This window comes from Paenibacillus sp. FSL R7-0312 (assembly GCF_038004445.1).
Lineage (GTDB): Bacteria > Bacillota > Bacilli > Paenibacillales > Paenibacillaceae > Paenibacillus_AQ.
This window is the reverse complement of record NZ_JBBORE010000001.1, coordinates 233,788-259,719: the sequence shown is the minus strand read 5'-3', so window position 1 is coordinate 259,719 and position 25,932 is coordinate 233,788. Positions and strand designations below refer to the sequence as shown.

Annotated in this window: 25 protein-coding genes; 16 read left to right on the top strand and 9 right to left on the bottom strand. The window is 53.1% G+C overall.

The window, feature by feature from the left end; genetic code table 11:
• Positions 1 to 95 precede the first annotated feature (95 nt).
• On the top strand, positions 96 to 2,126 hold the full coding sequence (locus tag MKX70_RS01105) for a beta-galactosidase (protein ID WP_340780886.1): 2,031 nt from the start codon (positions 96 to 98) through the stop codon (positions 2,124 to 2,126).
• 78 nt (positions 2,127 to 2,204) lie between these two features.
• Here the strand turns inward: MKX70_RS01105 and MKX70_RS01100 are convergent, their stop codons facing one another.
• From MKX70_RS01100 to MKX70_RS01090, 3 genes are read right to left on the bottom strand one after another with little or no spacing between them, the layout of a single operon-like run.
• Positions 2,205 to 3,368 carry a Ger(x)C family spore germination protein gene (locus tag MKX70_RS01100; RefSeq protein ID WP_340839377.1) on the bottom strand — a complete coding sequence of 388 codons (1,164 nt, stop codon included), beginning with the start codon at positions 3,366 to 3,368 and terminating at the stop codon, positions 2,205 to 2,207.
• A gap of 19 nt (positions 3,369 to 3,387) precedes the next feature.
• Positions 3,388 to 4,491 (bottom strand): GerAB/ArcD/ProY family transporter, encoded by a 1,104-nt coding sequence (locus MKX70_RS01095; protein ID WP_042232738.1) that lies wholly within the window; start codon positions 4,489 to 4,491, stop codon positions 3,388 to 3,390.
• A gap of 29 nt (positions 4,492 to 4,520) precedes the next feature.
• The gene (locus MKX70_RS01090; RefSeq protein ID WP_042232740.1) at positions 4,521 to 6,185 is read right to left on the bottom strand and encodes a spore germination protein; all 1,665 of its coding nucleotides are present in this window, start codon (positions 6,183 to 6,185) and stop codon (positions 4,521 to 4,523) included.
• Between the two features lie 397 nt (positions 6,186 to 6,582).
• Here MKX70_RS01090 and MKX70_RS01085 point away from each other — a divergent pair, with 397 nt between their 5' ends.
• Complete coding sequence (locus tag MKX70_RS01085; protein ID WP_042232742.1) at positions 6,583 to 7,140, top strand: DUF1273 domain-containing protein; 558 nt, start codon at positions 6,583 to 6,585, stop codon at positions 7,138 to 7,140.
• A gap of 13 nt (positions 7,141 to 7,153) precedes the next feature.
• Complete coding sequence (locus MKX70_RS01080) at positions 7,154 to 7,477, top strand: YciI family protein (protein ID WP_052415982.1); 324 nt, start codon at positions 7,154 to 7,156, stop codon at positions 7,475 to 7,477.
• A 32-nt stretch (positions 7,478 to 7,509) separates the two neighbouring features.
• On the opposite strand, the gene MKX70_RS01075 is transcribed toward MKX70_RS01080, so the two are convergent.
• Complete coding sequence (locus MKX70_RS01075) at positions 7,510 to 8,967, bottom strand: amidase family protein (protein WP_042232745.1); 1,458 nt, start codon at positions 8,965 to 8,967, stop codon at positions 7,510 to 7,512.
• A gap of 208 nt (positions 8,968 to 9,175) precedes the next feature.
• Here MKX70_RS01075 and MKX70_RS01070 point away from each other — a divergent pair, with 208 nt between their 5' ends.
• Positions 9,176 to 10,078 carry a DUF6612 family protein gene (locus MKX70_RS01070; RefSeq protein ID WP_042232747.1) on the top strand — a complete coding sequence of 301 codons (903 nt, stop codon included), beginning with the start codon at positions 9,176 to 9,178 and terminating at the stop codon, positions 10,076 to 10,078.
• A 377-nt stretch (positions 10,079 to 10,455) separates the two neighbouring features.
• On the opposite strand, the gene MKX70_RS01065 is transcribed toward MKX70_RS01070, so the two are convergent.
• The 3 genes from MKX70_RS01065 to MKX70_RS01055 all read right to left on the bottom strand — a co-directional run bounded on the left by MKX70_RS01065 (position 10,456) and on the right by MKX70_RS01055 (position 13,170).
• Entirely contained in the window at positions 10,456 to 10,950 is a 495-nt protein-coding gene (locus tag MKX70_RS01065) for a hypothetical protein (RefSeq protein ID WP_340839376.1), read from the bottom strand.
• A 97-nt stretch (positions 10,951 to 11,047) separates the two neighbouring features.
• Positions 11,048 to 12,502, bottom strand: a complete 1,455-nt coding sequence (locus tag MKX70_RS01060) for a HAMP domain-containing sensor histidine kinase (RefSeq protein ID WP_340839375.1) — start codon at positions 12,500 to 12,502, stop codon at positions 11,048 to 11,050.
• A complete protein-coding gene (locus MKX70_RS01055; protein WP_340839373.1) occupies positions 12,490 to 13,170 on the bottom strand; it encodes a response regulator transcription factor in 681 nt (226 codons plus the stop codon). The genes MKX70_RS01060 and MKX70_RS01055 overlap by 13 nt, the downstream gene beginning before the upstream one ends.
• 186 nt (positions 13,171 to 13,356) lie before the next feature.
• Here MKX70_RS01055 and MKX70_RS01050 point away from each other — a divergent pair, with 186 nt between their 5' ends.
• The 6 genes from MKX70_RS01050 to MKX70_RS01025 all read left to right on the top strand — a co-directional run bounded on the left by MKX70_RS01050 (position 13,357) and on the right by MKX70_RS01025 (position 18,212).
• Positions 13,357 to 14,073 carry a YceI family protein gene (locus tag MKX70_RS01050; RefSeq protein WP_340790283.1) on the top strand — a complete coding sequence of 239 codons (717 nt, stop codon included), beginning with the start codon at positions 13,357 to 13,359 and terminating at the stop codon, positions 14,071 to 14,073.
• Positions 14,074 to 14,900: 827 nt separating this feature from the next.
• Entirely contained in the window at positions 14,901 to 15,230 is a 330-nt protein-coding gene (locus MKX70_RS01045; protein WP_340790282.1) for a nucleoside triphosphate pyrophosphohydrolase, read from the top strand.
• Positions 15,231 to 15,335: 105 nt separating this feature from the next.
• The gene (locus MKX70_RS01040) at positions 15,336 to 16,334 is read left to right on the top strand and encodes a Gfo/Idh/MocA family protein (protein WP_340790281.1); all 999 of its coding nucleotides are present in this window, start codon (positions 15,336 to 15,338) and stop codon (positions 16,332 to 16,334) included.
• Entirely contained in the window at positions 16,327 to 16,701 is a 375-nt protein-coding gene (locus tag MKX70_RS01035; protein ID WP_340790280.1) for a hypothetical protein, read from the top strand. The genes MKX70_RS01040 and MKX70_RS01035 overlap by 8 nt, the downstream gene beginning before the upstream one ends.
• Positions 16,698 to 17,621, top strand: coding sequence for an ADP-ribosylglycohydrolase family protein (locus MKX70_RS01030; RefSeq protein WP_340839372.1), 924 nt, complete (start codon positions 16,698 to 16,700; stop codon positions 17,619 to 17,621). The genes MKX70_RS01035 and MKX70_RS01030 overlap by 4 nt, the downstream gene beginning before the upstream one ends.
• Before the next feature lie 84 nt (positions 17,622 to 17,705).
• The gene (locus MKX70_RS01025; protein ID WP_340790278.1) at positions 17,706 to 18,212 is read left to right on the top strand and encodes a hypothetical protein; all 507 of its coding nucleotides are present in this window, start codon (positions 17,706 to 17,708) and stop codon (positions 18,210 to 18,212) included.
• Positions 18,213 to 18,349: 137 nt separating this feature from the next.
• On the opposite strand, the gene MKX70_RS01020 is transcribed toward MKX70_RS01025, so the two are convergent.
• Together MKX70_RS01020 and MKX70_RS01015 are read right to left on the bottom strand one after the other, a co-directional pair.
• Positions 18,350 to 19,051 carry a class I SAM-dependent methyltransferase gene (locus tag MKX70_RS01020; protein ID WP_340839371.1) on the bottom strand — a complete coding sequence of 234 codons (702 nt, stop codon included), beginning with the start codon at positions 19,049 to 19,051 and terminating at the stop codon, positions 18,350 to 18,352.
• Between the two features lie 35 nt (positions 19,052 to 19,086).
• The gene (locus MKX70_RS01015; RefSeq protein WP_042232770.1) at positions 19,087 to 20,196 is read right to left on the bottom strand and encodes an ATP-binding protein; all 1,110 of its coding nucleotides are present in this window, start codon (positions 20,194 to 20,196) and stop codon (positions 19,087 to 19,089) included.
• Between the two features lie 284 nt (positions 20,197 to 20,480).
• On the opposite strand from MKX70_RS01015, the gene MKX70_RS01010 reads away from it, so the two are divergent.
• The 6 genes from MKX70_RS01010 to MKX70_RS00985 all read left to right on the top strand — a co-directional run bounded on the left by MKX70_RS01010 (position 20,481) and on the right by MKX70_RS00985 (position 25,899).
• Positions 20,481 to 20,855, top strand: a complete 375-nt coding sequence (locus tag MKX70_RS01010) for a Na-translocating system protein MpsC family protein (protein WP_171720587.1) — start codon at positions 20,481 to 20,483, stop codon at positions 20,853 to 20,855.
• Between the two features lie 125 nt (positions 20,856 to 20,980).
• Complete coding sequence (locus MKX70_RS01005; RefSeq protein ID WP_042232771.1) at positions 20,981 to 21,766, top strand: ABC transporter ATP-binding protein; 786 nt, start codon at positions 20,981 to 20,983, stop codon at positions 21,764 to 21,766.
• A 111-nt stretch (positions 21,767 to 21,877) separates the two neighbouring features.
• Entirely contained in the window at positions 21,878 to 22,687 is an 810-nt protein-coding gene (locus tag MKX70_RS01000; protein WP_445323697.1) for an ABC transporter permease, read from the top strand.
• A 37-nt stretch (positions 22,688 to 22,724) separates the two neighbouring features.
• Positions 22,725 to 23,774, top strand: a complete 1,050-nt coding sequence (locus tag MKX70_RS00995) for an ABC transporter substrate-binding protein (RefSeq protein ID WP_042241559.1) — start codon at positions 22,725 to 22,727, stop codon at positions 23,772 to 23,774.
• A 47-nt stretch (positions 23,775 to 23,821) separates the two neighbouring features.
• Complete coding sequence (locus MKX70_RS00990) at positions 23,822 to 24,460, top strand: cysteine hydrolase family protein (RefSeq protein ID WP_042232776.1); 639 nt, start codon at positions 23,822 to 23,824, stop codon at positions 24,458 to 24,460.
• A complete protein-coding gene (locus MKX70_RS00985; RefSeq protein ID WP_340839369.1) occupies positions 24,427 to 25,899 on the top strand; it encodes an MFS transporter in 1,473 nt (490 codons plus the stop codon). Before MKX70_RS00990 ends, MKX70_RS00985 begins: the two co-directional genes overlap by 34 nt.
• Positions 25,900 to 25,932 lie beyond the last annotated feature (33 nt).

The window sequence follows — 25,932 nt, the reverse complement described above, 5'->3', positions numbered from 1 at the left end:
TATTATTATATATGAGTTCGTTTATTTTATATATAAAGCGGAACCGATAGTGATTAGAATAAGAATATACTTATATTATAAAGGATGTGCAAAGTGTGATCAACGAGAAATTATCTAAGATTTGGTACGGTGGAGATTATAACCCGGAGCAATGGGATGCCCCGGTATGGGCAGAGGATGAACGGATGTTCAAGCTGGCAGGAATCGATGTCGCTACCATTAATGTGTTCAACTGGGCAGCGCTTCAGCCGTCCGAAGAGACGTACGATTTCAGCGGTCTGGATGAATTGATTGACCGTCTATATAAGAATGGAACTTATGTATGTCTGGCTACCGGAACCGGAGCGCATCCGGCCTGGATGGCTCACCGTTATCCTGAGGTTACCCGGGTCGATGTCCAGGGCAGGAAGCGTAAATTCGGCGGACGGCACAACTCCAATCCGAACAGTGCGGTATACCGCAAATATTCGACACTTCTGGCCGGCAAGCTGGCAGAGCGCTACAAGGATCATCCGGGACTGGTGGCATGGCATATCTCCAATGAATATGGCGGATATGATTACTCCGAGCAGTCTGAAGTTGCCTTCCGCAACTGGCTGAAGGAACGTTACGGAACGCTTGACGGACTGAACAAAGCTTGGAATACCCGCTTCTGGGGTCATACCTTCTATGACTGGGAGGAAATCGTGGTGCCGAACGAGCTCAGCGAAGAGTGGAACGGCAACCGGACCAACTTCCAGGGGATATCGCTGGACTACCGGAGATTCATGTCGTACAGCCTGCTGGAATGCTATAAGCTTGAGTACAATGCCATCAAGGAGCATAGTACCAATATTCCCATTACGACCAACATGATGGGCTTCTACCCGGAGCTTGACTACTTCGAATGGGCTAAATATATAGACGTTATCTCCTGGGACAATTATCCGGCTCTGGACACACCGGTCAGCCATACAGCGATGACGCATGACCTCATGCGCGGCCTGAAGAACGGCCAGCCGTTCATGCTGATGGAGCAGACGCCAAGCCAGCAGAACTGGATGCCGTACAACTCCCTGAAACGTCCGGGCGTGATGCGCCTGTGGAGCTATCAGGCGGTGGCGCGCGGCGCGGACACGGTGCTGTTCTTCCAGCTGCGCCGGTCTATCGGTGCGTGCGAGAAGTATCATGGTGCGGTCATTGAGCATGTGGGACATGAGCATACCCGGGTATTCCGTGAATGTGCTGAGCTTGGACGGGAGCTGGAACAGCTGGGCGATGAGCTGTTGGATGCACGCAGTGCAGCACAGATCGGTATTATCTATGACTGGGAGAACCGCTGGGCGCTTGATCTCTCTAGCGGCCCGTCGGTGGCGCTAGATTATGTGAACGAGGTTCACAAATATTATGATGCGCTGTATCAGCAGAATATAGAAGCGGATCTGATTGGCGTAGAAGAGGACCTAACGAAGTACAAGGTTGTAATTGCACCGGTCCTGTATATGATCAAGCCAGGATTTGCGGCGAAGGTTGAAGCTTTCGTTCAAGCGGGCGGAACGTTCATTACAACCTATTTCAGCGGTATCGTTAACGAGAACGATCTGGTTACCGTTGGAGGCTACCCTGGAGAGCTGCGCAAGGTTCTGGGAATCTGGGCTGAAGAGATTGATGCCCTGCTGCCGGATATGCGCAATGAAATCGTGATGAATCAGGAATGGGGTCAGCTTAACCGTTCCTATTCCTGCGGTCTGCTCTGCGATCTGATTCATTCCGAAGGTGCGGAGGTGCTTGCCCAGTACGGCACTGACTTCTATCAGGGGATGCCCGCTCTGACCGTTAACCGCTTTGGCGAAGGCAAAGCCTATTATGTAGCCACCAGTCCCGATGGTGCGTTCCTGCGCGCATTCCTGGCTACGGTAAGCGCAGAGAACGGTATTGCTCCACTGGTAAGTGCACCGGAAGGCATCGAGTCCGTTCAGCGTGTGAAGGATGGCGTATCCTACCTGTTCCTGCTCAACCATTCCGCAGAGGAGCTTAGTGCAGATATCGGCACTGATGAACGGACAGACCTGCTATCAGGCAAGAAATGCAGCGGTTCCACTGTAGTGCCAGGCCGCGGAGTGCTAATTTTGTCGGATAAACAATAAACAGTAAACAGTAAATATAATACCTGGTTATGAAAAGCCGCCGCCCGTAATTACAGGGCGCCGGCTTTTGTGTTCTTTTTATTGGGTTAAGGAGCCGAAGTCCGTAAATTTCAGCTCAACGGTGATATGGATAGGCGTCCGGCTGAATACATCATCCCAGTGATCCTTCACCTTGTTCCACATCGCTGGTTCCTGGATACTGAGTCTGGTGCCGAAACCGGCGACATCGGTCTTATATTCGGACTGCAGCTTCTGAATCAGCGACTGCATCATCTGCTCCAGCCGCTTTTTAAACAGCTCTTCTGCTTTTTTTGAATGCTGTAAGTCCGAGGGGGATTTCTCTACATCCCACGTTTCAATCAGCCTTCCTTCCGTAGTGATTTTAACCTCGAAGGCCAGGGCGTCACCGTCTTTTTTGGTATTAATCTTACTTTTCATTGCTTTTAATTCGTAAGTCATTGGTTCTTTGTTCCAATCGTAGGTTTTGATCGTGCCGCTGTCACCCTCATTGGTCAGCCAGGAGAGACATTCGGTATCCTCCTGATTCAGCGCTCCTACCCAGTGTCCGCTATCCCCTTTAATAATGCCCGCACCGGAGAACTCAAGTTCGTCATTCGCCTTCACCAGATTCTGCAGCGCATAACTTCGTTTGGAGTGCATCAGGGCATCCAGTTTGGTTAAAATAACCGGGCTCAGCACCTTGCTTGTCCGGATCTGGTTACGGATCATACTTCTGATGTGAAATGAAGGAATCTCATTTTTTTGCATGGAGGCAAGGGTCTCCGCTGCACGGCCTTGACTTAAGAACACCATCGTACTGAGGCGGATATCATTGTCGCGAAGCAGGAAGTCCATTAATTGATTCATATTCTGCTGCTTGAGCAGCTCGGTCGATAGCACAATAACCTTGAGGTGATGCCCTATAATCGGATGGTCCCGGCGAATAGAGAACTGGCGGAAGATCTCCAGAACAGAATCTCCGGTTCCCGCTAAGTTAAAATATTGAGAATCAGTATTGTTGCCCTGTTGCTCCTTACCTCCTACAGAATTAACTGGAACAACCTGCACTGTGGCCGTAAGTTTATTCTGTTTGTAATAAGTTGCACCCTGCTCTTGAAGTACCTTTTCTGTATCGGTGAGTTCACCTATATCCAGGGCCATGCCGGTGTATAACGCCAGATCTTCAATCTCCTTACTGCTCCAGCAGGAGGTCTGTGTAGCCAGAAGGATTAGGCTGCACATTAAGAGGATAAGCCTTCTTCTATACATGTTGTTTCAACCCTTTCACACGGATGAGCCAGATAACTGAGAGCAGTACGGGCACCAGCAGAAACAGGACGGTTCCCATCTTCCCGATAGCATCCCCGACTGCGAACAGATCTGATAACGATTTAGGCAGCATAGCCGAAATGAAGATAACCGGAATCAAAGCATAAAGAATGGTGTGGAATTTAAGCCGGAAGATCTGCGAAATGCCGAGTGTGGCCTGGAAAAAGAAGCTGCTGAAATTGCAGAACATCTGCATCAGCCAGATGACCATGAACGGAAATTCCATGCGTTCGAAGATGAAGCCCGAAACTTCGAAGCTGCGCATCAGATCAATTGTAGGCCAGGTGCTGGTAACGGCCGAATCCACAGAGATGCCGCCAATAACCATGACCACGGTCAGCAAATAGATAACGAGCAGGACTGAAAGGCCTCCAAGCATCGCTTTGACTGCCTGCTTTGGGTTCTGCATGAACGCTACGAGTGTCAGCGTAACCTCACAGCCGGTGAATATAAGCACAGTAGATTTCAGGCCGCTGAACACAGGGGCCAGTCCATTGCCGAGCACAGGGCGCAGATTATTGATATCAAACATCCGGAAGCTGAGTGCATAAGAAATGAACAGAGTCATAAGGCTGATTGGAAACACAATCTGAAAGACGCGGGCAATGGAATTGATGCCCCCGTACACCAGGTATGTACTGAGCCAGATTATCGGAAGAAGAATTGCCCAGATCGGGGTGCCTTCCAGCAGGAAGAACATAGTCACTTCAGCAACTGTACGGATTTCAAAGCCGGCAATAATGATGAAATAGAGGATCAGCAGCAGGCATAAGGCTCCGCCGATCACCCGGCCTGAAACTTGTCCGGCATATTGGAACACCGTTTTGCCCGGGAATTGCTGACTGATCTTCACCATCAGGAGTACTACCAGCATTACGATGGCTCCGCCGAGCAGGACGGACAGCCAGGAGTCCGGGGTCTTGACACTTTCGCTTACGCTGCGTGGCAGTGTAAGAATACCTGCACCCAGCAAAGTGTTGCTCAAGAAAACGGCCGCTTGTGTAGACGTGATTTTATCATCGGTGCGTATGAACATTAGGCAATCCTCCTTCCGTGTAGGCGCAGTTATGACTTTCGTTTATTCTGCCGGGTTTTCATCATCACAGGTCTGCGTTTCATCAGAGCCAGCGGGGCACGCAGGAACAGGTCCTTCCAGTCACTCAGCCGGTAAGGTGATACTGGTGTGAGATACGGTACGCCGAAGCTTTTGAGCTTAGTGAGATGGCTGCAGATCAGCAGAAAGAACAGGATGGTCCCGTACATCCCGAGCATTGCCGCGAACATCATACCGACGAAGCGCAGCAGCCGCAGTGTGATTCCCGCACTGTACATTGGAATAGCGAAAGATGAAATGGCAGTCACGGCAACAACGATGACCAGAAATGGGCTGACTATGCCTGCCTGTACTGCGGCATCGCCGATGATCAAGCCGCCAACGATACCCATGGCCGGACCAATCGGCTTCGGTAGGCGGATGCCGGCTTCCCGCAGAATCTCGATAGCAACCTCCAGAATCAGTACTTCGATCAGGGAAGGAAAGGGGACACCTTGCCTGGTCTTGATGATGGAGATCGCCAGCTCTGTGGGAATCAGTCCCGGATGAAAGGAGATGAACGAGATGTACAGGGAAGGAGCCAGCAGTGCCAGGAATGCAGCGGCAAAACGCAGCAGCCGCAGACTGGTGCCGGGAAGCCAGCGCTCATAATAATCCTCCGGTGATTGCAGCAGCATACTGAAGGTCACCGGCACGATCAGAGCAAAGGGTGTTCCGTCAAGGAGGATGCCGATCCGTCCTTCGAGCAACGCGCTAATGACCCTGTCCGGCCGTTCTGTATTTTGGGCTTGCTGGAAGGGACTAAGGTAGTTGTCTTCAATCAGCTGCTCGATATAGCCGGATTCGGCCAGGAAATCGATATCTATTTTGTGGATACGGTTCTTAACCTCCTCCAGCAGCTCTGGATTGACGATATCCTTCATGTAGGCCAGAACGATATCCCTCTGAATGGTATTGCCTATCCGGTACGTCTTCATCTCGAGCTGCTCACTGAATCCCTGACGACGGAGCATGGAGGTATTCTCGCTTAACACCTCGGAGAAGCCCAGCCGGGGGCCTCTCAGCAGGGCCTCGGAGACTGGCTCTGCAATTGCACGGTTAGCTCCTCCGGGAAGCTCAATAAGGAGCCCGCAGGGCAGTCCTTCAATCAGCAGGGCACTGTGGCCGAAGAGGACGGATTTATTGAAGCTCCGTACACTGTCTGCTTCATTTAACTGGCTGAAGGGCAGCAGCTGGTTGGCAAGCTCTGCAGAGGACACCGGTCCGCGGGGTATCTCGTACATCAGAAACTGCATAATCCGCATATTAAGAATCCTGTCATTCTGCATGCCGTCTACGTAGATCAGCGCTCCCCGGCCTCCGCCATTCGCAATCATAAATTCCCGGATATGCAGGTCGCTGTTGGCACCGATAGCATTCTTCACCGCGAGCAGGTCGGTAGTGTAGTTGCCGCTGAAGGGGATTGCAGACGGTGTGCCGGCTTTTGCCCCGGCTGCAGACAGTGCTTGTGACCGGGGAACGGTCTTGGTGCCGTAGCCAGTCTGTCCCCGTCCGCTCCCTACGAGCAGGTACAAAGCTTTGTACAAGTATCCGAGGACAAGCGGAACGAGCAGTGCAACACCCGCTTGACCAAAGATTGCCCAGTCGGGTATATAGGATACAATGGTAGCAAGCAATCTGATCAACCCCCAGCCGCAGAAATTAAGAATCCGTGTTAATGAAGTTTTCCAAAGATTGCTTAGATTTAGTCATTTTCTCTAAAAAATATAAAATAAAAACCGGATGCACTCTTGTGGATACGCATCCGGTTTTTATTTATAGGTCTTATACAGATAAGAATTTAATGGAATGACGGGCGCCGCCTCTCCGCCAGGTAACGGACGCCATACAGTCCGTATGAATCTGGAGATGGCTGCCGGACTGCTCTGGGTATGGGCTGCCGGCCAACCTGAAAGCAAGCTTAAAGTTAGGCAGAGCTTTCCCGTAAGTTTCGCTTGGTGAAATGTTATATAATGCATAATAGAGTGGATTTGACAGGGAACAGGAATGAAGCGTTCAGGAAAGAGGCTGCACATGAAAACCTTACTGGTAACAGGCTACCGTGCGCATGAGCTCGGGATTTACGACAGTAAACATCAGGGTATTCCTTATATCAAAAAAGCGCTCGCCAACCGGCTCGCTCCGCTGATAGAGGAGGGGGTGGAGTGGGTTATTACTCCCGGCCAATACGGCGTCGATCTATGGGCTTGCGAGGTGGTGCTTGAGCTGAAACGGCAATACCCCGGACTGAAGCTGGGGATCATTACAGCCCATGCTGCGCCGGAAGAGAAGTGGAAGGAAGAGAAGCAGAATGAATACCGCCGTATTATTGCCGGAGCAGACTACTACGGAGCTGTGAGTAATGCACCCTATGACGGTAGCTGGCAGTTCAGGGCGAGAGACGATCTGCTGTTCCGCAAAAGCGACGGGATTCTGCTGTTCTACGATGAGGATGCTGCGGAAGGCAGTGCGAAATTCACCAAGGAACGGGCAATGAAGCTGCACGCTGAAGGTGATTATGAACTCTATCTGATGCATGCAGAGGAGATTCAGAACATTGCGGACGAAGAGAGCCAGCGCGATTACGAATGAGGAGGAGAGAGTCATGAACCAGGAAACCGCATTTACCGAGGATGTCTGTTATGTTATTCTGCTGAGCCCGACTGCACAGGACCGCAGAGATATGGATATCATCCGGGCGCATGTCAGACATCTGCAGGAGCTGGAGCGCAGTGGACAGCTGGTGCTGTGCGGTCCCTTCAGTGACAGTCCCGGCGGGATGGTCATTATCCGCGCAGCTTCACGCGAAGCAGCGGCAGACATCGCCGAGCAGGACCCGTACGTAACGTCGGGTATCCGCAGCTATGAACTACGCACCTGGGGCCTGTCCCATGAAGGCAACAGGCACATGGGCATAGCCACCGATTAGCGGCTTACAGCTTGCAGGGACTATGAAGGAATTTAGATGAAGCTCTGCAGTGAAGGCGCCTTACGGACCTTGTAATTCTGCTCGTAGGCATAAGCCAGACGGATGAGCACCGGCTCTTCATAGGCCCGTGCCGAGAAGGTTACGCCAAAAGGGGCGCCGGCCGATGTGTAGCCGGACGGTACTACAATGGACGGGTAACCGGCTCTTGACGTGATTCGTGCGCCGAAGTCAGCCGGGAATAAGAGGGCATCCAGCTGATGCTCCCGCATAGTGGCATCGATACCCATTTCCTTGCAGAGCCGCAGATCCGTCGCACGGTCGCGCAGATACTGCGGCTCGGTGAGGGTGCCGGAGGTGGTATATTCGGCATCCAGCAGGGTGGCTTGCCCGAACTTCAGTGTTTCTACCGGATGGGCATGATTGAAATCAATGATATCCTTCAGGGTTCGCATGGGAGCACCCGGGCCCAGTTTTGCCAAATAGGCGTTAAGTGAGGTTTTGAACTCATTCAGCACCACAGAGGAATAGCTGATCTCCCGTGCAGTTGTAATCTCTGCCGGATCAATAATGGTCGCCCCGAGCTCGCGCATTCTGTCCACTGAGGCATTGAACAGCGCGAGCTGTTCGTCTGTAAGCTCCTCGAAATAATAATCCCGCGGAATCCCGATGCGCGCACCCTTCAGGCCGTCTGCATCAAGGAAGACCGTGTAATCCGCGTGCAGTCTGCCTGTATTCGTACCCATTGAGGCATCACTGTTGTCCTGTCCAAGCAGGGCATTCAGCAGAAGTACAGCATCGCGGACGGTTCTCGCCATAGGTCCGGCGGTATCCTGCGTATTGGAGAGCGGAAGAATGCCAGAGCGGCTGATCATTCCCACAGTAGGCTTAATGCCGATGACCGATCCAAGGTTGCCGGGATTGAGGATCGAGCCCGAGGTTTCCGTTCCTACGGACACGGAGCAGAAATTGCAGGCAACCGCCACTGCAGATCCGGCGCTGGAGCCGCCTGTCGGCGTGGAGATATTGTAAGGGTTAAGCACCTGACCGCCCCGGGAGCTGAAGCCTGAGGGCATGCCGTTCGTCATGAAATTGGCGAATTCCGTCATATTGGCCTTGCCCATAATAATCGCCCCGGCTTCGCGCAGCCTGGTAACAATGAAGGCATCCTCCTGGGCAAAAGAATCCGCCAAAGCCAGCGAACCCGCACTGGTATGCATTTTATCCCCTGTGTTGATATTGTCCTTCAGCAATACCGGTATACCGTGCAGCGGTCCCCGGGGCCCCTGAAGCTGTCGTTCCACGTCCAGGGATTCAGCGATGAACAGCGCATCCGGATTAATCTCCAGCACGGAATTGATCGTCAGGCCGTTTTTGTCATGATCTGCAATGCGTTCAAGATACATAAGGACTAATTGTCTGGAAGTGATTTCTCCGGAATCCAGAGCGGCCTGAATCTCCGGTAGGGTAGCCTCTACGATTTCAAAACTCATGCGGGTTCACGCTTCTTTCCCTCTAGGTTTTAGGTTTTCTCCTTCATCTAACCATAGTTTTCCCTGTCTTCATAGTGTTGTTTTTGCTGTCCGGGTTACTCTTACAGTTCATGTTAGTTCTTAAAGAAATGTTAGAGGCGTATCTCCCGTGGTTAATAGTTGACATGCACTAACACATCTTGCCAATAACGATTAGGAGGATTACAACTTGAGAAAATGGACTGCATTATTCATGGGGGTTATTCTGTCTGCTGCCTTAACCGCATGCGGCAACAATGATACGGCTCAGCCGGCTGCTGATGCTTCTGAAGCCCCGGCAGCAGCTGCCGGTACTGCCGCCACTACAGCCCCAGCCGAACAGACAACCGCCGGCGTTCCGGCTCTGGAGGAACTGCTGCAGAAGACGGCTGCTGCACAATCGGAATTGAAGAGCTTCGCCATGAACTCGCAAATTCAGCAGAATATGGTGATGAAGCAGGGCGAAACCAATCAGGAACAGGCCATTGAGATGGCAGTGAACGCTGAATACACTAAAGATCCGCTGGAAATGCATCAGGAGATCGTTATGACTCTGGCAGGCCAGGGAGAACAGAAGATGGAGCAGTACGTAACCGCAGACGGTTTCTTCTCGCTGACGAACGGGCAGTGGGTTAAAATGCCGGCTGCGATGACTGAGCAGTTGACCGCTACTATGCAGCAGTCTGCAAATCCTGAGAAGCAGCTGGAGCAGTTCAACCAAATTGCTGACCAGACGAAAATCACCGAGGAAGGTGACAATTATCTGATAACAGCAGAAGTATCGGGCGAAGAAGTGAAGAATCTGGCGAAGAGCTATCTGAACCAGAGCGGAAGTGTAGACAGCCAGATGACTGCGATGATGGAGCAGATGAATATCAAGAGCATGAACATCGCTTACACCGTGGACAAGAAGACTTATTTCCCGACTTCATCGGATGTTAATCTGGTCATGGATATGATCAGCGGTGAACAGACCGTCTCGATGGATATGAAGATGAAGGCGACCATTAGCGATCATAACAAAATCACGGAGATTAAGGTTCCGCAGGAAGCTCTGGAGGCGCAAGAGGTTCAAATGCCGGCAACCCAGTAACCGGCCCCAACTAAAGAGCATGCCAAACAGGAGGACCCGTAGACCGGGTCCTCCTGTTTGGTCAGGGCAATGCTGATTACAGGCTGATGAGCTATTGAAACGCCGCGGACTTGATGCTTACTTAGACGAAAAGAAGGACAGCCATATTAATGGGCTTAATTGTTGTATGAAATACAAGAATTGTTCAGCTACACTGCTATGAGGGAAGGGGAATGCTGCCTTATGTACAACAATTCCCGATTATAGCCGGGATCATGATGGAAATGTTGTATTCTGGGCAGGAATTATAATAAAAGCCTGTATTCCGCAGACAGAATGCGGTTTACAGGCTTTGCATTGAATGTACTTTACAGGGAAGCTGGCGGGTAATCAGGAAGTTACTCCTGTTCCCGGACAAATCCCTCTTCCGCCAAATACTCCTCGGCTTCTTCTACGGTTTCGAATGCCATCTCCAGCTGGAGACCTGCATACAGGTACCACAGATCTTCCTCGTATCTTAGACTCAGCGTGTGGCCATCCTCATTCTTCCATAGGGATTCGGCACCAGTCTGTACTTTTTTCTTTCTTTTGGCCGGGGCCGGGGCATCGGGGATGAACATGGATAGAGACGTAATCGAAGCATCCACCAGTTCCCGCAGTTCGGCTTCCGAATAATCCCTGATGTTCACCAGACCTTTGTCATCACTCTCATAGCCCCGCAGCAGGCCGGCATACACGAAGCCGTTGCCGTTAGGGTGGAAGTGGGAAGCGACGGTTTTCTTGTCGTGCCGGCTCTCCTCGAAATGGTAGTTCACCCGCCCAAGCGAGACATTCCGCCGTTCCAGCTGGGGATAGGAATCAAGAATAGCTAATTTCTGTTCAAAAGTAAGCATATGCAGCCTCCGGTTCGCATTTTCGTCAGTTGATTATACCATGCCGGCGGGCAGTGGACTATATAGCCTGCCGGAACTGTTCCGGCACTTCTGCACCTCAACCGGCAAGCGGCAGCCGCAGCACGAACGAGCAGCCCTGCGTTGGGGTGCTGCCAAGCTCAAGGCTGCCCCCCATGGCTTCGGCGAGCAGCCTGCTGAAGGTCAGGCCAAGCCCGAGTCCACGCAGCACGCTCTGCTTGGCGGTGCTGCGGAAGAAGGCTTCGAAGATCAGCTCCCGGCTCTCCGGATGAATACCCGATCCGTTATCTGTCACCGTGATTTCAGCGCTGCCCTGCGGCGTGGCCGCAAGCTCCAGCGTTAATTGAAGCTTGCGGTCCTGCGCCTTCGCCTGCACGCTGTTGTTCAGCAGATTGACGATAATCTGCTGGATACGCAGCGGATCTCCCCGCAGAAACAGCCGGCTCTCCGGCAGATGTAGAACGGGCACGCAGACATCCTCCCCTTGGGTCAGCTTCCATTGATAGAGAATTTCCTCCAGCAGCGGAGCGGCCTCCAGCCTATCATGACGGACAGCGACAATGCCCGCTGTCAGCGCGTTATAGTCGAGCAGATCCGCGACCATACGCTGCAGTCTCTCGGCTTCGAGTAAGGCAATGCCCAGGAACTCCCCGGCCTCATCCCCCTCGACCACACCCTCGCGGACCGCATGAAGCAGTCCTTTAATGGAGGTGACCGGGGTCTTCAGTTCATGGGACACTCCGGCCAGCATGACGGCCCGGGACTGCTCGAACTGCTGCAGCTTGCCCGCCATCTCCTGGAAGGATACCAGCAGTTCATGGATTTCCCGCTCTTTGGCTCCGGTCTCCAGCACGATGTTATACTGGCCGCCGCTAATCTGTGCAGCAGCGGAAGCAACCCGCTGAATCGGCTTGGCCAGCTTGATCGACAAGAGATAGATTGTCAGCCAGCTCAAGATGATCAGGAAGACGATAATAATCGAGAAGAAGGTAATCTCTTCTGGCGGGATATGGCGCAGGGAGCGGGTGGTCTGCATGACGAACACTTGTCCCAGAATGCCCTGTTCCCCCCGGATTTCGGCTGAGGCCGCTTTGTATTCCGGGCTGCGTGAATCCGTTAGCGTGTCATTCAGTTTATAGCGCATCTCCTCTTCCGTCAGCGGAGGCTGGGAATACAGCATCTCACCTTGCGGTCCGGTAATGATAACGCACATCTCCGCAGTCAGCTTGAAGAACCGCTTACGGTCCTCGACCAGCTTATCCAGACCTTTAGTGATGGCCAGTTTCCCGTCCGGGCCGACGCTGCGGTCGGCAATCTCTTGCGCCAGCAGTCCGGTGGTCTGCATCCGGTTGTTCATCGCCTCCTGCTGAATCCACCAGAAGGTCACCAGTGCCGTAAGCAGCAGCCCGCTGCTGATAATCAGCAGGTAGCGGACGGTCCAGTAGGAGAGGATCGAGGTGTGTTTCTTTGCTTTTGAATGCTCCTTAGTCAATGTAGAGACGATGTTCTTCCGTCTGTTATTCATGTTGTCCATAATTGATAACCTGTTCCTCTCAGGGTACGGATCTCTCCTTCGCTGTCCGGCCAGTGCGTGAGCGCCTGGCGCAGTCTTTTGATGGAGAGGTCAACGGCCCGGTCGCTGCCCTCATAATCCATTTCCCACACATGCTCCAGCAACTGGTCCCGGGTGCAGATCTGATTCGGGCGTTCGGCCAGGAACAGCAGCACGGACATATCGCGCGGACTAAGACTGACCTCAGCCCCGTTCAGAAACACGCTGCGCGCACTATAGTCGATGAACAGACTGCCGTAATGGCGTTTGCGGCTGCCGTCCGACCACTGCGAGGGGCGGCGCAGCACCGCATTCACGCGAGCGACAACCTCCTCGGGAATGAACGGCTTCGACATATAATCGTCGGCTCCGCCGTCCAGTCCCGTCAGCCGGTCATGGATGCCGTCCCTGGCCGTGAGCATAATGACAGGACAGCTGCTTTTCTCGCGGATCAGGCCCAGCAGCTCGAAGCCGTCCATGTGCGGCAGCATAATATCGAGCAGGATCAGCGAGGGTGGCGCCACCTCGAAGGCTTCCAGGGCACTCCGGCCATCGGCGGCACGGGTGACGTGGAAGCCTGCTTTTCGCAGATAAGCACTGAGTACCCGGGCAATCGCCTCCTCATCCTCAACAATCAGAATGGATTTCATCTATTCAGCCTCCTTCTCAGGCCCGGCGGGGAATAATTATCCAGGCAACGGCTAGGTGTTAGTTAAAATTACGACAATTCTACCATAACGCGGGCTGCTGTGCTTTGACTTCTTCCCGACATATTGCTTTGTTAGAATAGGAACCAAGCCTGATAGGCATACAGAGAATTGGATGGAGGGAATAAGATGAAGAAGAAAACAATCGCCTTAGCCGCAGTCGTAGTCGTTATAGCAGGAGCCATCACAGCATTCATGTTACTTAACAATACCCTGGGCAATAATGTGGAGATCGAATCTGTTATTCCTGCACAGAGTCAAGGAACTGAGACCCAGGAAGCAGGAACTGCGAACGCGGCGGCAGCGGCTGGTGCTGCAGTTACGGCAGAGCAGCTGAACGGTGCCTGGAGCATCGCGGATACGTCCAAAGTCTACTGGTCAGTGACAACTTCCAAAGAAACTGTTAACTTCGTAGACCCTTCCGTTACCGGAACCTGGAATGTGAACCTGGAGGATGCCAGCTCGATGACGGGCGAAGGAACCGTAGAGATGAGTGCGCTGGATTCCGGCAACGGCCAGCGGGACGAGCATGTCAAGGGAGCAGACTTCCTGGCAGTAACGGAGTTCCCGGAGTCCACATTTACCGTGAGTTCCTTCTCAGAGCTTCCGGCGGAATGGACGGAGGGCACAGCGGTGCCGGTTGAGCTCCAAGGTACGCTGACAGTCAAGGGGATAGAGAAGGATGTTAAGTTTGACTCGCTAGCCGTATACAGCGGCGGACAGCTTATGCTGTCGGGCACGACCATGGTCACCTTTGAAGATTTCGGCATGAGCAATCCGCATTCAATTGTACTGGATACCGAGAATAACCTTGAGGTGCGACTGGAGCTTGTACTTAGCAAATAATATAGGATTAGTTGTTAATATGAAACTCTCCCCGTCACTGCGGATTCGCGGCTGACGGGGAGAGTTTTTGGTTCGGGTATGAAATTTATATGCTATATAGCTTGAACTTGAAAATATACAATGAGGGTGGAGTGGCGGAAGAGAAGTTTGCACTGTAGGAGCGATAGCGTCCGCCTTTAGGTTTGTATTTCTACTGCGAACAGCAGTTTAAATCAGGAAATACAAACCTAACAGTGGCCCGAAGTCAAACATTCTCTGCAGCCACGGCTAATCCCCACAGTGGAATTTTCCCGGTTCAATCTATATAGTGCCTTTATCTTTATATAGAATGAACCGGACTGAGAAGCCGTTATTTCCTCCAAAAACCTCTTTATGGAGCTCAAGCGGACTGAGAATCACTTATCTTGTTTTTTTATGCCCGATACGGGGTGTGAACCGTCAATTAACGGATTCTGAGTCCGATTGGCCAGCGAATACATCTGATTTGCTGCAATAGAGGATTCTCAGTCCTTTTCACCGGCGGATGAGTTGATTTGTTAAACATTTGATGGTGTACTAAAGGGGGACCTCTATACCCGCTTGCGGGTTCAGAACAAACTCTTCACCCTCCATTTTCGAAGAAGGCACAGCCCGCCAGAACAAAGGGGAATTGGTGTGACTGCTGGTGATATTGCTTCACTTCTGAAGTATGAGCTAGCTTCAATAGATTATGGTAGATCCAATGAAGTATGATTGATTCAATGGATTATGATTTGTGGTTGGATTCATCCGGTGATCGTACATAAATATGTCTATAAATTGAATACATCCCCAAGGAGGCAATGAAGTTGGCGAATTATCCGAAACTGGTGCGTGACGGGATCCCGGCGCTGATTGCGGCGAACGGGCAGACCTGCAGGACAAGAATCATGGACGAGGAGGAATATATACGGGAGCTGCGTGCGAAGCTGCACGAGGAGCTGGCAGAGTATCTACGGGAGGACAATGACGGACAAGCGCTCGAGGAGCTGGTGGATCTGCTGGAAGTCATCCGGGCTTTGGCGGTAACCCATGGCGGGGACAGTGGTATTCTGGAACAGATCCGTGCAGACAAAGCAGAGCGCCGCGGCGGATTCAAGGACCGGATTCTGCTGCTGCAGGTGGAGAACAGGGGCTGATAGTATTGACCCGGCGGACGGCGGGAAGCGGGCAACATGTACACACCAGGCACATTTTGATAGAATCATAGGGACTAAGTTTCATTTAAGAGGAGGATTTCACTAATGACACAAGATAACGCTTACACGATAAAATGGGGCATTCTCAGCACAGGCTGGATCGCCCATCAGTTCGCTACAGATTTGGCACATGCCAGCAATGGTGTGGCTTATGCGGTTGGATCACGCACGCAGGAAAGCGCAGATGAGTTTGCCCGAAATCACGGCATCCCTGTGGCATATGCCACCTACGAGGAATTGGTCAGTGATCCTGAGGTGGATGCGATTTATATTGGAACGCCGCATCCGTTCCACAAAGAGAATGCGCTGCTCGCATTGCGTGCCGGCAAAGCCGTGCTCTGTGAGAAGCCTTTTACCGTGAACAGTGCGGAGCTGGAGGAAATCGTGGCGTATGCCCGCCAGCAGAAGCTGTTCCTTATGGAAGCAATGTGGAGCCGGTATATTCCGGCTAACGCCAAGGTTAGGGAATGGCTCGCCGCGGAGCGCATTGGCGAAGTACGGCTGGTCAAAGCGGATCTTGGATTCCGCGCGGACTGGAATCCGGAGGGACGCCTGCTGAACCCGGCCCTCGGCGGCGGAGCTCTGCTGGATGTCGGCATCTACCCCATCTCCTTCGCGTCGATGGTGTTCGGACCTCACCCGGAAGCCGTCTCCAGCACTGTACATATCGGGGAGACCGGCGTGGATGAGCACTTCTCGCTGCTGTTGTCCTACGGGAATGGTGTATCTGCTTCACTCAACGCCGGCATCCGCCTGAACCTGGACGATGAAGCCTACATCTATGGAACGGAGGGACGGATCGTAGTCAAAGGCACCCTGGTCAATCCGAAAGCAGCCGAGCTCTACGTAAACGGCGAATTAGCGGAGACGTTCCAAGATGACCGTACTTCGATCGGGTATTCTTTTGAAGCTGAGGAAGTGGGACGTTGTCTGCAGGCAGGTCTGACAGAAAGCCCGGTGATGACGCTGGATGAGTCCGTTGCGATTCTTAAGCTGCTGGACGGCGTGCGTGAACAATGGGGGCTTAAGTATCCCGGTGAATAAACTGAACCTGGCGCCATTATCCCGAAAGCTTCTGCTTCACATTGTAATCTACCTTGTTTTGTTTCTGGTGATCCCGTATTTTCAAAGCGGCGGTACCGGGGTAATGGAGGATCTCGGCAGCTGGCTGCTGCTGCTGGTTCTGGTGAATCCCACAGCCGTGCTGATCCTTGCTGCGGATTCGGGACTTAAGCTGGGTTTCAGCCTGCTGGTATGCCTGCTTCCGTTGCCCCTGTTCGTGTTATCCACCTATGTGTTGTTTGACGGAAGCGGTGCGTTGTTCTATGGCATCATGTACTCCGTAATCGCTCTGATCAGTAATAGTATAGCTGCAAGCTTAAGAAGGAGGAAAAAGGGGGAAACCAAATGACATTGAATGCTGACCGCTACCAGGGCTGCCTGCAGGGTCTGGCCGCTGGAGATGCGCTGGGAACGACCGCTGAGTTCAAAGCACCCGGAACCTTCGAGCCGCTTACGGATATTGTGGGCGGCGGGGTATTTGGTCTCCAGCCGGGACAGTGGACCGATGACACGTCAATGGCGCTCTGCCTTGCGGAGAGTCTGCTTACCAAGCAAGCCTTCGATCCTGTAGATCAGATGCAGCGTTATGTGAAGTGGTACCGCGAAGGTAAGCATAGCAGTACAGGCGAATGTTTCGATATCGGCAATGCGACACGTGCGGCGCTGCATCAATTCGAAGCCGGTGGCGAAGGGTTCAGCGGATCGGATGATCCTTATTCTGCCGGGAACGGCTCCATTATGCGGCTTGCGCCGGTGGTCATGTACTACGCAGAGAACCCTGCGGAAGCTATCCGCTATGCGGCGCTCAGTTCAAGAACGACGCATGGCGCTGTTGAATGTCTGGATGCCTGCCGTCTGCTCGCGGCGTACATCCTTGCCGGACTGCACGGGTGGAGCAAGCAGGACATGCTGGCCCCGGAGGCTTACCGGGAATGGCTGAATGAAGACAGGCTGACACCGCATATGCTGAATATTAAGTACGGCTCTTACCGGATCAAGGAGCCGCCTGATATCCAAGGCTCGGGGTATGTAGTAGAGTCGCTGGAGGCTGCACTGTGGGCTTTTCACAAATCCTCCAGCTTTGTGGAGGGTGCGCTGCTCGCTGTGAATCTGGGCAATGACGCCGATACCACAGGGGCGGTCTACGGCCAGATAGCCGGAGCGTATTACGGGCTGGATGGCATACCGGCAGAATGGCAGAGTAAGCTGGCTATGCGTGAGCTGATCAGTGACTACGCCGGGCGGTTGTTTACAGAACGGGTGGAATAGAAGGAAATAGGCTGCATGAGGCAGGCTGAGCGCATCTATAACGGGCACTCAGCCTTTTTTAATTATGGAAAGGGGAGAATGGATATGGGCAAGGGTTGGCGGAAACTGCTGATATGGCTGCTGATTAATATCATCCTGGTAGTGTTGACAGACGGGATGACATTCAAATATAAAACCGGCGGAACGATATCCGGCAACGGCAATCCGGGAATTATCATGCTTGCAGCGGGATGGCTGTTTGGCATTATTCTTTTGTGCAGTGCGGGCCTGGTGCTCTACAGATTATTCCGGTTGAAAGCCGTATTCAGCCTGCCAAGTCTGTTGATCGCTGTCTCTGCGCTCGTTGTGCTGCCGCTCGCCATCTGGCTGGAAACCGGATACATCGATGCGTTGAGAGTACATCTGAGGGGTTTTACCAGAGATGAGGACTCCGTCGTATTCCGCTTCGGCTGGATTAACCAATATACCAACAACCTGTTCTATAATGCTTATATTTTAGCCGGCGGGATCGCCCTGGTTATCCTTGTGGCGTGGATGGCAGCACTGCTGCGGCGGAAAGCTGGTACAAAGTCCCGGACAAATTCCGGTTAGTCAGGAGCCGAGAGCAGCGGCGTTTTGTCGATCGGCGATCCTTTTAGGCTAGCTGAATACGATAGGGGAGATGAGCTGTACACTTGCTTGAACCAAACCTGACATGGGGTGGATGTGGAAAAAGGACAAGTACTCCGTTAATTTTTTCTGAACAAGGCGGTCCACAGAAAAGCTTCCCCAAACTGCGCATCCTGCTGCTCCATCTGGCGCATGCGTCTGAACTCTATGAGCTCCAAACTGCTGAAGAAACTCTTGAGCTTATCCTCGCTGAATCCTAATCCGCCCCGGAGGCTCCGCTGCCGGTACACCTCCCAATCGGTGATCTCCGCACCCATGGAGCCGGCCGCGAAGCAGACCAATCCGAAATACCCGCCAGGCTTAAGCGTCCTGTTCACCAATTCGAGAAAGGTTGCTCTGCGATGGGGGTAGATGTGATGGAAACATCCACTGTCATAGATGAGGTCGTAGCTGCCTGGCTCCAGGCTCAGGTCAAAAATATTGCTGCGGGCGAAATGCACCTCCACCTGATGTGTGCAGGCGCGTTCCCTTCCCCAATCTACCGCTGCCTGAGAGATGTCAATGGCATCCACGGCGTAGCCCTGCTGAGCCAGATAAACCGCATTTCTGCCGCCCCCGCAGCCTAATTCCAGCACCTTGCCGGGTGTAATATGCCGCTTGCTTACGTATTCAACCAAATTCTCATCCGGACGATCCTTGAAGAAAGGAATCCCTTTATTCCGGTCCTCGTAGAACTGATCCCACCATTGCCCTTCTTCCCGAAAAAGAGAGTCAAGCATCTTCAGCGTATCCTCATGACTATAGATCGTTTCAAGTTTCATATAGCAGCAGTCTCCTTTCATTTCCTCCGCCCGGTTTAGTTGTTAATGAAGATGGAGAGTCCCGGATAGGCCTTCATCAGCTCATGACTGTGTTCATTCAGCCGTGCCTGTTCAAAGCCTGTGCCCAGAAATTCCTGATCCGGCTTAAAAGTCACACTCGTCCCCGTATCCTTCGCGATTCCAACCGTCATCAGTCCGGACTGCGGCACACCATGCCTATATTCCTGGCGGTACATTCTGCCGCCTCGCCGGATATCAACGGTAAGTCTGCCGGAGAGGGCGTTGACCACGGCAATGCTGATTCCCTGCTCAGCACCAGGCACCTTAAAAGCTCCGTCTCCATTAAATCTATGAATATCGGTCAGAATGGATTGAACAGCAGGTATATTGGAATTTGGTAGAGACGCTACCGGAATCCCCCGGCCATTGTCCGTTACGGTTACGCTTCCGTCATCATGCAGAAATATCCCGATTTCGCTGCAATATCCGGCTGCATGCTCCATCACCGGATTCTCGATAACGGCCCACAGCAGGTGATGAACATCGAAATTTTGTGCAGGACCCAGGTAGATCCCCGCGTTATTTCTTGTTCTCATCGTGTCCATATAGTCACTTGTATCCTCCAGAGTACTAACCGAAGCTAGCAGCAGGAGGAAGGGGAGGAGGCGATGAGAAGGGAAAGCATAACGGCCTCCGCTCTCCTGCACTAATAAATCTGCGCCAGTCAATGCTTTGAGATGATGATACAGTTGGCCGGTAGTGCCCATACCCAGACGCTCCACCAGCTCAATGCCTGTAAGCGGCTCCTGAATGACGGATTTCAGAATGTCCAGCCGTTGCCGGTTGCTTAATGCCGCCAGTACTTTGGCTGATTTCTCGTTGTTCACTTCGAGCAGCTGTTCCATTGGGCGCTCCTGGGGTTCCCAGCGGTAGCTTTGTCCGTTAAGACGGGCATGGCCGGAATAAAATACAGATCCGGGTCCCGCGCCGGACTGCTCCGCTTCTGCAGCTGAATTCAAAGATTCCGGCGGAGCAGCATAGGCTGCCAAACTTCTCCGCTCTGTATTCCAATGCTGGACTGCCGCCTGAAGCTCGGCCACCTGCTGCTTCAGCGTATCCAGTTCGCTGCTTAAGTCACGGGTCATGAAAGAAGATCACCTACTTTCAAAATTATGTAATTACGTAGTTACGTAGTTATTATAATTCATTAGCATTATTTTGTAAATATTTAGGATGATAGCTTTTATGTGTAAACTAACATTACATATATTCCGAAATATTGATTAACGTGTTAATTTATCTTACGTAAATTCATTGACAACTCTACCTTTTTATCTATAATGATGTATAAGCGGTGGACAATGATGCAGTTGTTGACGTTATTGTGACATAATGTAACATTATTAATAGCTATGAAGGTGTGATCGCAATGATCGCTTCCGCCGGACAATGGAAACAGGATATTTTACGGATTTACAACGAAATCAACAAGAAGCTGTTTAACGCCGGCGTCAAGCAGCAGAAGGTCGACTTCGTGGGGAACAAGATTATTATTCTATCCATTAACAGCCGGGTGCCCGTACTGAAGGTGCTGGATACCCATGATGCCACGGCCAGCCGCCAGATTAATCTGGTGCTGCATGAAGTATTCAAGTGTGAAATCAAGCAGGCATTTCTGGATGAATTTCAAGTGAATATCAAGGCCGTTCTTAAAGATTATGATGTGGAGACCGAGTATTCCGGTACGATCATAATTTTGGAGAAGGACCTCGAGCATTACCTGAACGTTACGTTGGAACTCTGATCTTCCGGAGAGCCGACCTGCCGTCAGTTTTCGGACATCTGCCCTCTGGGGCTGTGTCTAAAACTGGCGGCTTTTTGTTTATCCGGGCTTACAAATGCTATTAAACCTAATAAGGAGCTGAGTCTATGAAAGCAAAGATTGAGATTGCCGGTGTAAGCAAGTGGTTCCGCCGTGACGGCCAGGAGATTATCGCCATGCAGGAGACGAATCTCTCCATAGAACAAGGCAGATTTGTCAGTATAATCGGCCCCAGCGGCTGCGGCAAATCCACATTGTTCAATATCATAGCAGGTCTGATTCCGCCGTCTACCGGCCGCGTGCTTGCTGACGGTGATGATATCGCCTCAAAGACCGGATATGTCGGATATATGCTGCAGAAGGACATGCTGCTCCCCTGGAGAACGATCCTGGATAACATTATTCTGGGCATGGAGATCCGCGGGGTGCCGCGTAAGGAAGCGGTAGCCCGGGCCCAGCCGCTGATGGACCGCTATGGATTGAAAGGCTTCGGCGGCCATTATCCGGCAGAATTGTCCGGAGGCATGCGCCAGCGGGCAGCGCTGCTCCGCACGCTGCTGTACGACCGGGATATTATTTTGCTGGACGAGCCCTTTGGCGCACTGGATGCCCAGACCCGGCTGACCATGCAGAACTGGCTGCTGGAGATCTGGGAGGATTTCCGCAAGACGGTGTTATTCGTCACCCACGATATTGATGAAGCCATCTACCTGTCTGACGACATCTATGTCTTCTCCGGTCGGCCGGGCAGAATCATTTCCAAGATTACTGTGGATATGCCGCGCCCGAGACATAAGGAGGATACGGTATCTGCGTCATTCATGGAGCTCAAAGCCCATCTGCTGGACCTGCTGTCAGGCGGAGGCGAGGAGCCGGCAGCCCATATCTCGTAGAACTTACAAAACTTGTAGAAGGAGAGAACAACCATGGAGAGTGTGCAAAAGAAAGGGTATGTGATTCACAAGCTGGAGCCAGCCCCGATCCATTCGGTCAAACCTGAGAAAATGCAGAAGGAACCCGTCATCGTGGATGAAGAGGGGATGAAGCGCCGGACACAGCGGATTGTCGGGATCGGGCGGCTGACGGTCGGGCTGCTGATCGTGCTCTGCTGGGAGCTGTTTACGCGGATCGGCTGGATGGATTCGTACTATTGGAGCAGCCCGGTTCGGATCCTCAGCACAACGTGGACACAGATGACGCAAGGTACTCTGCTGGAGGATATCGCTTATACCTCCAGCTCGACGGTTCTGGGCTTCATCGGCGGCACCCTGATCGGATCGCTGCTCGGTCTATCCTTCTGGTGGTCACGCAGATTCGCCGGCATCAGTGAACCGTTCCTGATCCTGCTCAATGCCATGCCGAAGCTGGCGCTTGCTCCTGTGCTGGTGATTCTGCTGGGCATCGGATTCTTCTCCAAGGTGGCGCTCGCTTTTGCCATGACGGTAGTCGTTGCAGCCTTATCGGCGCACAGCGGCGTGCAGAGTGTGGACAAGGATATGGAGAAGCTGATGTATTCGCTTGGCGCAAAGCGCCATCAGGTATTTACCAAGGTGGTCATCCCCTGGGCGATGCCCTGGATGATCAGCAGTCTGCGGATTAATATAGCCCTCTCGCTGGCCGGTGCGATTGTCGGGGAATTCATCGCTTCCAGCCACGGAATTGGCCGCATGGTGATCTACGCCGGTACGATCCTTGATATCAATCTCGTCTGGGTAGGGGTTGTGGTCTTGTCTGCTCTGTCGATGGTGATGTATGCGGGAGTGGTGCTGCTGGAGAAATGGCTGTCCAAGGGATACGGGATGAAGAAGGCTTGAGGCGAGAGCAATCATTTATAAAGGGGAGAAACCAATGATGAATGTAACCAAAGTGAAGTTGTCCGCTGTCCTGCTTGCCTCTGTAATGATCCTGCTCTCCGGCTGCAGCAGCAAAGGGAATGCGGAAGTTGAAGCCGCCGCTGCCGGCAACGAAGCGGGGAAACTCAAGAAGCTGATCATTGCCGAGCCGCTGCACTACACAGGTTATCTGCCGCTGTACGTGGCGCAGCGCGAGGGGTATTTTGCCGATGAAGGGCTTGAGGTTGAAATGCTGCAGGCTGCGGGCGGCACCCATGTGACCTCGGTGGTCAGCGGGGATGCCTGGGGTGTCATCGGCGGACCGGAGTCCAATGCATTGGCGAATATCGGCAACTCGGACCCGATCGTCTCGGTCAGCAATGTAGTGAACCGCGCGAATGTCTATCTGATGGCCAAGAAAGGGACAGCCCCTGCGGGCAGCTCTGAGGAAGAGCTGAAGGCCTTCCTGCAGGACAAGAAATTGAATGCCGGACGTCATGGCGGAACGCCGAACCTGCTGACTCAATATCTGCTGCTGGAGCTTGGGCTTGATCCCCAGAAGGATGTGCGGCTGCTTGAACCGGCGGATGGCTCCACCGTGGTGGCGATGGTTCAGCAGGGGGCTGCGGATATTGCGAACGGTGCGGAGCCGCAGATCAGTGACGGGATCGCCAAGGGGGTATGGGATGAACCCTTTTACAAATTCCATGATATGGGCGACTATGCCTATTCGGTGCTGAGCGTGAAGAAGTCGACCCTGGAGAAGGACCCGGAAACGGTGCAGAAGGCGGTTAACGCCGTCGTGAAAGCACTGAAAGCCATCCAGGAGGATAAAGCTCTGGCGATGAGCGTCCTGAAGGCTGAATTCCCTACACTCTCCGATGATGCGGCACAAGCTGCGCTTGACCGGGCGTATGCCGATCAGCTCTGGAGTCCGGATGGGATGATTTCGGAGGAGGCGCTGGACAAGGACATGGACGTGATGATCAAGACCGGAATCTATAAAGGCGAATATACCTACGATGAGCTGGTCGATATGCAGTTTGTAAACAAGACAGCAGTGAAATAAGCTAAGCGGCGGGCCATAGACCTTCAAAAACTAAAGAGGTGAAGACGATGGAATTAACTGCAGATCTGATTATGCCTGATAAAACCGCACTTATTATAGTTGATGTACAGAACGATTACTGCCATGGGGAAGGTGCACTTGCCACTGGCGGAAATGATGTGTCAGACGTTCGCGAGATGATGCCGCAGCTGCATGGGCTGATCGCAGCGGCGAGGACACAGGGCGTGCCGGTGATCTATATCCAGACCTTCCATGAAAAGGCGACCGATTCGCCGGTCTGGACTTCCCGCTCCGGGCGCGGTTCGCTGGGGGTCTGCCGCAGAGGAAGCTGGGGGGCTGAATTCTACGAGGTGGCCCCGCTTCCTGAGGAGATTATTGTAAATAAACACCGGTATAGCGCCTTTATCAATACCCGCCTCGATTCTGTGCTGCGTTCGCAGCGGATCGAAACCCTGATTATGACAGGAGTGAGCACCAATGTGTGCGTGGAGTCGACGGCAAGGGACGGCTTCATGCTGGATTATCAGATTGTGATGGTTCAGGATGCCTGTGCCTCCTATTCCCGGGCCGCCCATGAGATGACGCTGGAGAACATGAAGGGCTACTTCGGCGTGGTGGCTTCAGCCGCAGACATTGAAGAGAGCTGGAAGATGTGGAATCAGCCCGCCCTGCAGCGGATGATATGAATTCACCGGTACGGTCTTCAGGGCAAGCCGTGAACCGTTCGGCGGTCAAGGTGGTTATCTGCCTCGGGGCCTTTCTGTCCAATCTATCTGCCGGTATGTTCAATATTTCGCTCATCGATATTGCGGCTGATCTGCAGTTCCCGGTGGCCTCTGCCCAGTGGATCGTCAGTATCTATCTGCTGGTGATCTCGGTGCTGCTGCCTGTAATGGGCCGGCTGGGAGACAGGTTCGGCCGGCGTAAGGTGCATAATCTGGGCCTGTTCGCTTTCGCGGCGGGAGCCCTGGGCTGTGCGCTTGCCCAGAGCGAAGCCATGCTGCTTGGCTTCAGAGTCATGCAGGGAGCCGGGGCCTCCATGTATCAGGCGACCAATATGGCCCTCATTGTCTCTGTATTTCCGGCCGGGCAGCGGGGCAGGGCGCTGGGGCTGATGAGCACCTTCGTCGCTGCCGGCTCCATGGCAGGTCCCGGTCTGGGCGGGTTCCTGATTCAGTGGTTCACCTGGGAGAGCAACTTCTGGCTGCTGGCCGTAGTGGCGGCGGGCGTAGGCGTGCTTGCGCACAGGCTGATTCCCCGGGATACGGAAACGGCCGGGGGCAGGCTGGATCTCGCCGGAGCTGCCTGGTTTGCGGCCTGTCTCTCCTCGCTGATGATAGCCTTCGATCTCGGCGGCCGCTCCTCATTCCTGTCTCTGCCCGTGCTGCTGTTGCTCGCAACTTCAGCCGGAATGGCGGCTGCTTATACCGCACATGCCCGCTTCTCCCGCAGCAGGGATAAGAGGGGGCCGCTTGGTGAATTCCCGCCAGCGGACAGCGGTGTCAGCCTGTTCACTGACCGGAGCTTTACCGCCGGCATCGTCATTACGGTTATCACGTATATGGCGGCCTTCGCCGCACAGCTGGCTTTGCCCTCGCTGCTGCGTATATCCGGGGCCGAGCCTGCCTGGGTGGGGCTGATCATGATTGGATATCCGCTGGCGCTGGTGGTGACCGCTCCTGTCAGCGGGAGCATCGCGGACCGCAAAGGGCCGCTTGGCATCCTTACCGCCGGACTGCTGCTGATGAGTGTCACGCTGCTGGCGCTGGGCTTCGGCTCACCTGTGCTGAGGACAAGTGCAATGGTGCTGCCGGTTATGCTGCTCGGCTGCGCAATGGGGATGATTACTTCACCTAACACAAGTATTGTTATGGGGCAGGCGTCGAAATCGCAGCTTGGCCGGGTCAGCAGCCTGCTCGCCTTGTCACGCAACATTGGCATGATGTTCGGCACGGCGGCAGGCGGATTGATGATTGGTGACAGAGGCAGTCCGAACGGGAGCTTTCTGGCTGTATTCGCTGTCTGTGCAGCCGCAGTAGGCCTTTCTTCAGTCTGGCAGCTGTATTCTTTCCGTCACAGCAGCAAGCGCAAAGCGGCAGAACAACTGCATATACCCTATAAATAAGAAGGAGCATCTGCCCACCGGGCGGAGGCTCCA

Excerpts from the sequence above, each read along its gene's own strand:
- MKX70_RS01055 (WP_340839373.1), bottom strand. The coding sequence starts at position 13,170 with ATGAAATCCATTCTGATTGTTGAGGATGAGGAGGCGATTGCCCGGGTA.
- MKX70_RS01040 (WP_340790281.1), top strand. The coding sequence starts at position 15,336 with ATGACACAAGATAACGCTTACACGATAAAATGGGGCATTCTCAGCACA.
- MKX70_RS01025 (WP_340790278.1), top strand. The coding sequence starts at position 17,706 with ATGGGCAAGGGTTGGCGGAAACTGCTGATATGGCTGCTGATTAATATC.
- MKX70_RS01065 (WP_340839376.1), bottom strand. The coding sequence starts at position 10,950 with ATGCTTACTTTTGAACAGAAATTAGCTATTCTTGATTCCTATCCCCAG.
- MKX70_RS01030 (WP_340839372.1), top strand. The coding sequence starts at position 16,698 with ATGACATTGAATGCTGACCGCTACCAGGGCTGCCTGCAGGGTCTGGCC.
- MKX70_RS01060 (WP_340839375.1), bottom strand. The coding sequence starts at position 12,502 with ATGGACAACATGAATAACAGACGGAAGAACATCGTCTCTACATTGACT.
- MKX70_RS00995 (WP_042241559.1), top strand. The coding sequence starts at position 22,725 with ATGAATGTAACCAAAGTGAAGTTGTCCGCTGTCCTGCTTGCCTCTGTA.
- MKX70_RS01020 (WP_340839371.1), bottom strand. The coding sequence starts at position 19,051 with ATGAAACTTGAAACGATCTATAGTCATGAGGATACGCTGAAGATGCTT.
- MKX70_RS01080 (WP_052415982.1), top strand. The coding sequence starts at position 7,154 with ATGAACCAGGAAACCGCATTTACCGAGGATGTCTGTTATGTTATTCTG.
- MKX70_RS01095 (WP_042232738.1), bottom strand. The coding sequence starts at position 4,491 with ATGTTCATACGCACCGATGATAAAATCACGTCTACACAAGCGGCCGTT.
- MKX70_RS01015 (WP_042232770.1), bottom strand. The coding sequence starts at position 20,196 with ATGACCCGTGACTTAAGCAGCGAACTGGATACGCTGAAGCAGCAGGTG.
- MKX70_RS00990 (WP_042232776.1), top strand. The coding sequence starts at position 23,822 with ATGGAATTAACTGCAGATCTGATTATGCCTGATAAAACCGCACTTATT.
- MKX70_RS01010 (WP_171720587.1), top strand. The coding sequence starts at position 20,481 with ATGATCGCTTCCGCCGGACAATGGAAACAGGATATTTTACGGATTTAC.
- MKX70_RS01005 (WP_042232771.1), top strand. The coding sequence starts at position 20,981 with ATGAAAGCAAAGATTGAGATTGCCGGTGTAAGCAAGTGGTTCCGCCGT.
- MKX70_RS01000 (WP_445323697.1), top strand. The coding sequence starts at position 21,878 with ATGCAGAAGGAACCCGTCATCGTGGATGAAGAGGGGATGAAGCGCCGG.
- MKX70_RS01075 (WP_042232745.1), bottom strand. The coding sequence starts at position 8,967 with ATGAGTTTTGAAATCGTAGAGGCTACCCTACCGGAGATTCAGGCCGCT.
- MKX70_RS01085 (WP_042232742.1), top strand. The coding sequence starts at position 6,583 with ATGAAAACCTTACTGGTAACAGGCTACCGTGCGCATGAGCTCGGGATT.
- MKX70_RS01100 (WP_340839377.1), bottom strand. The coding sequence starts at position 3,368 with ATGTGCAGCCTAATCCTTCTGGCTACACAGACCTCCTGCTGGAGCAGT.
- MKX70_RS01050 (WP_340790283.1), top strand. The coding sequence starts at position 13,357 with ATGAAGAAGAAAACAATCGCCTTAGCCGCAGTCGTAGTCGTTATAGCA.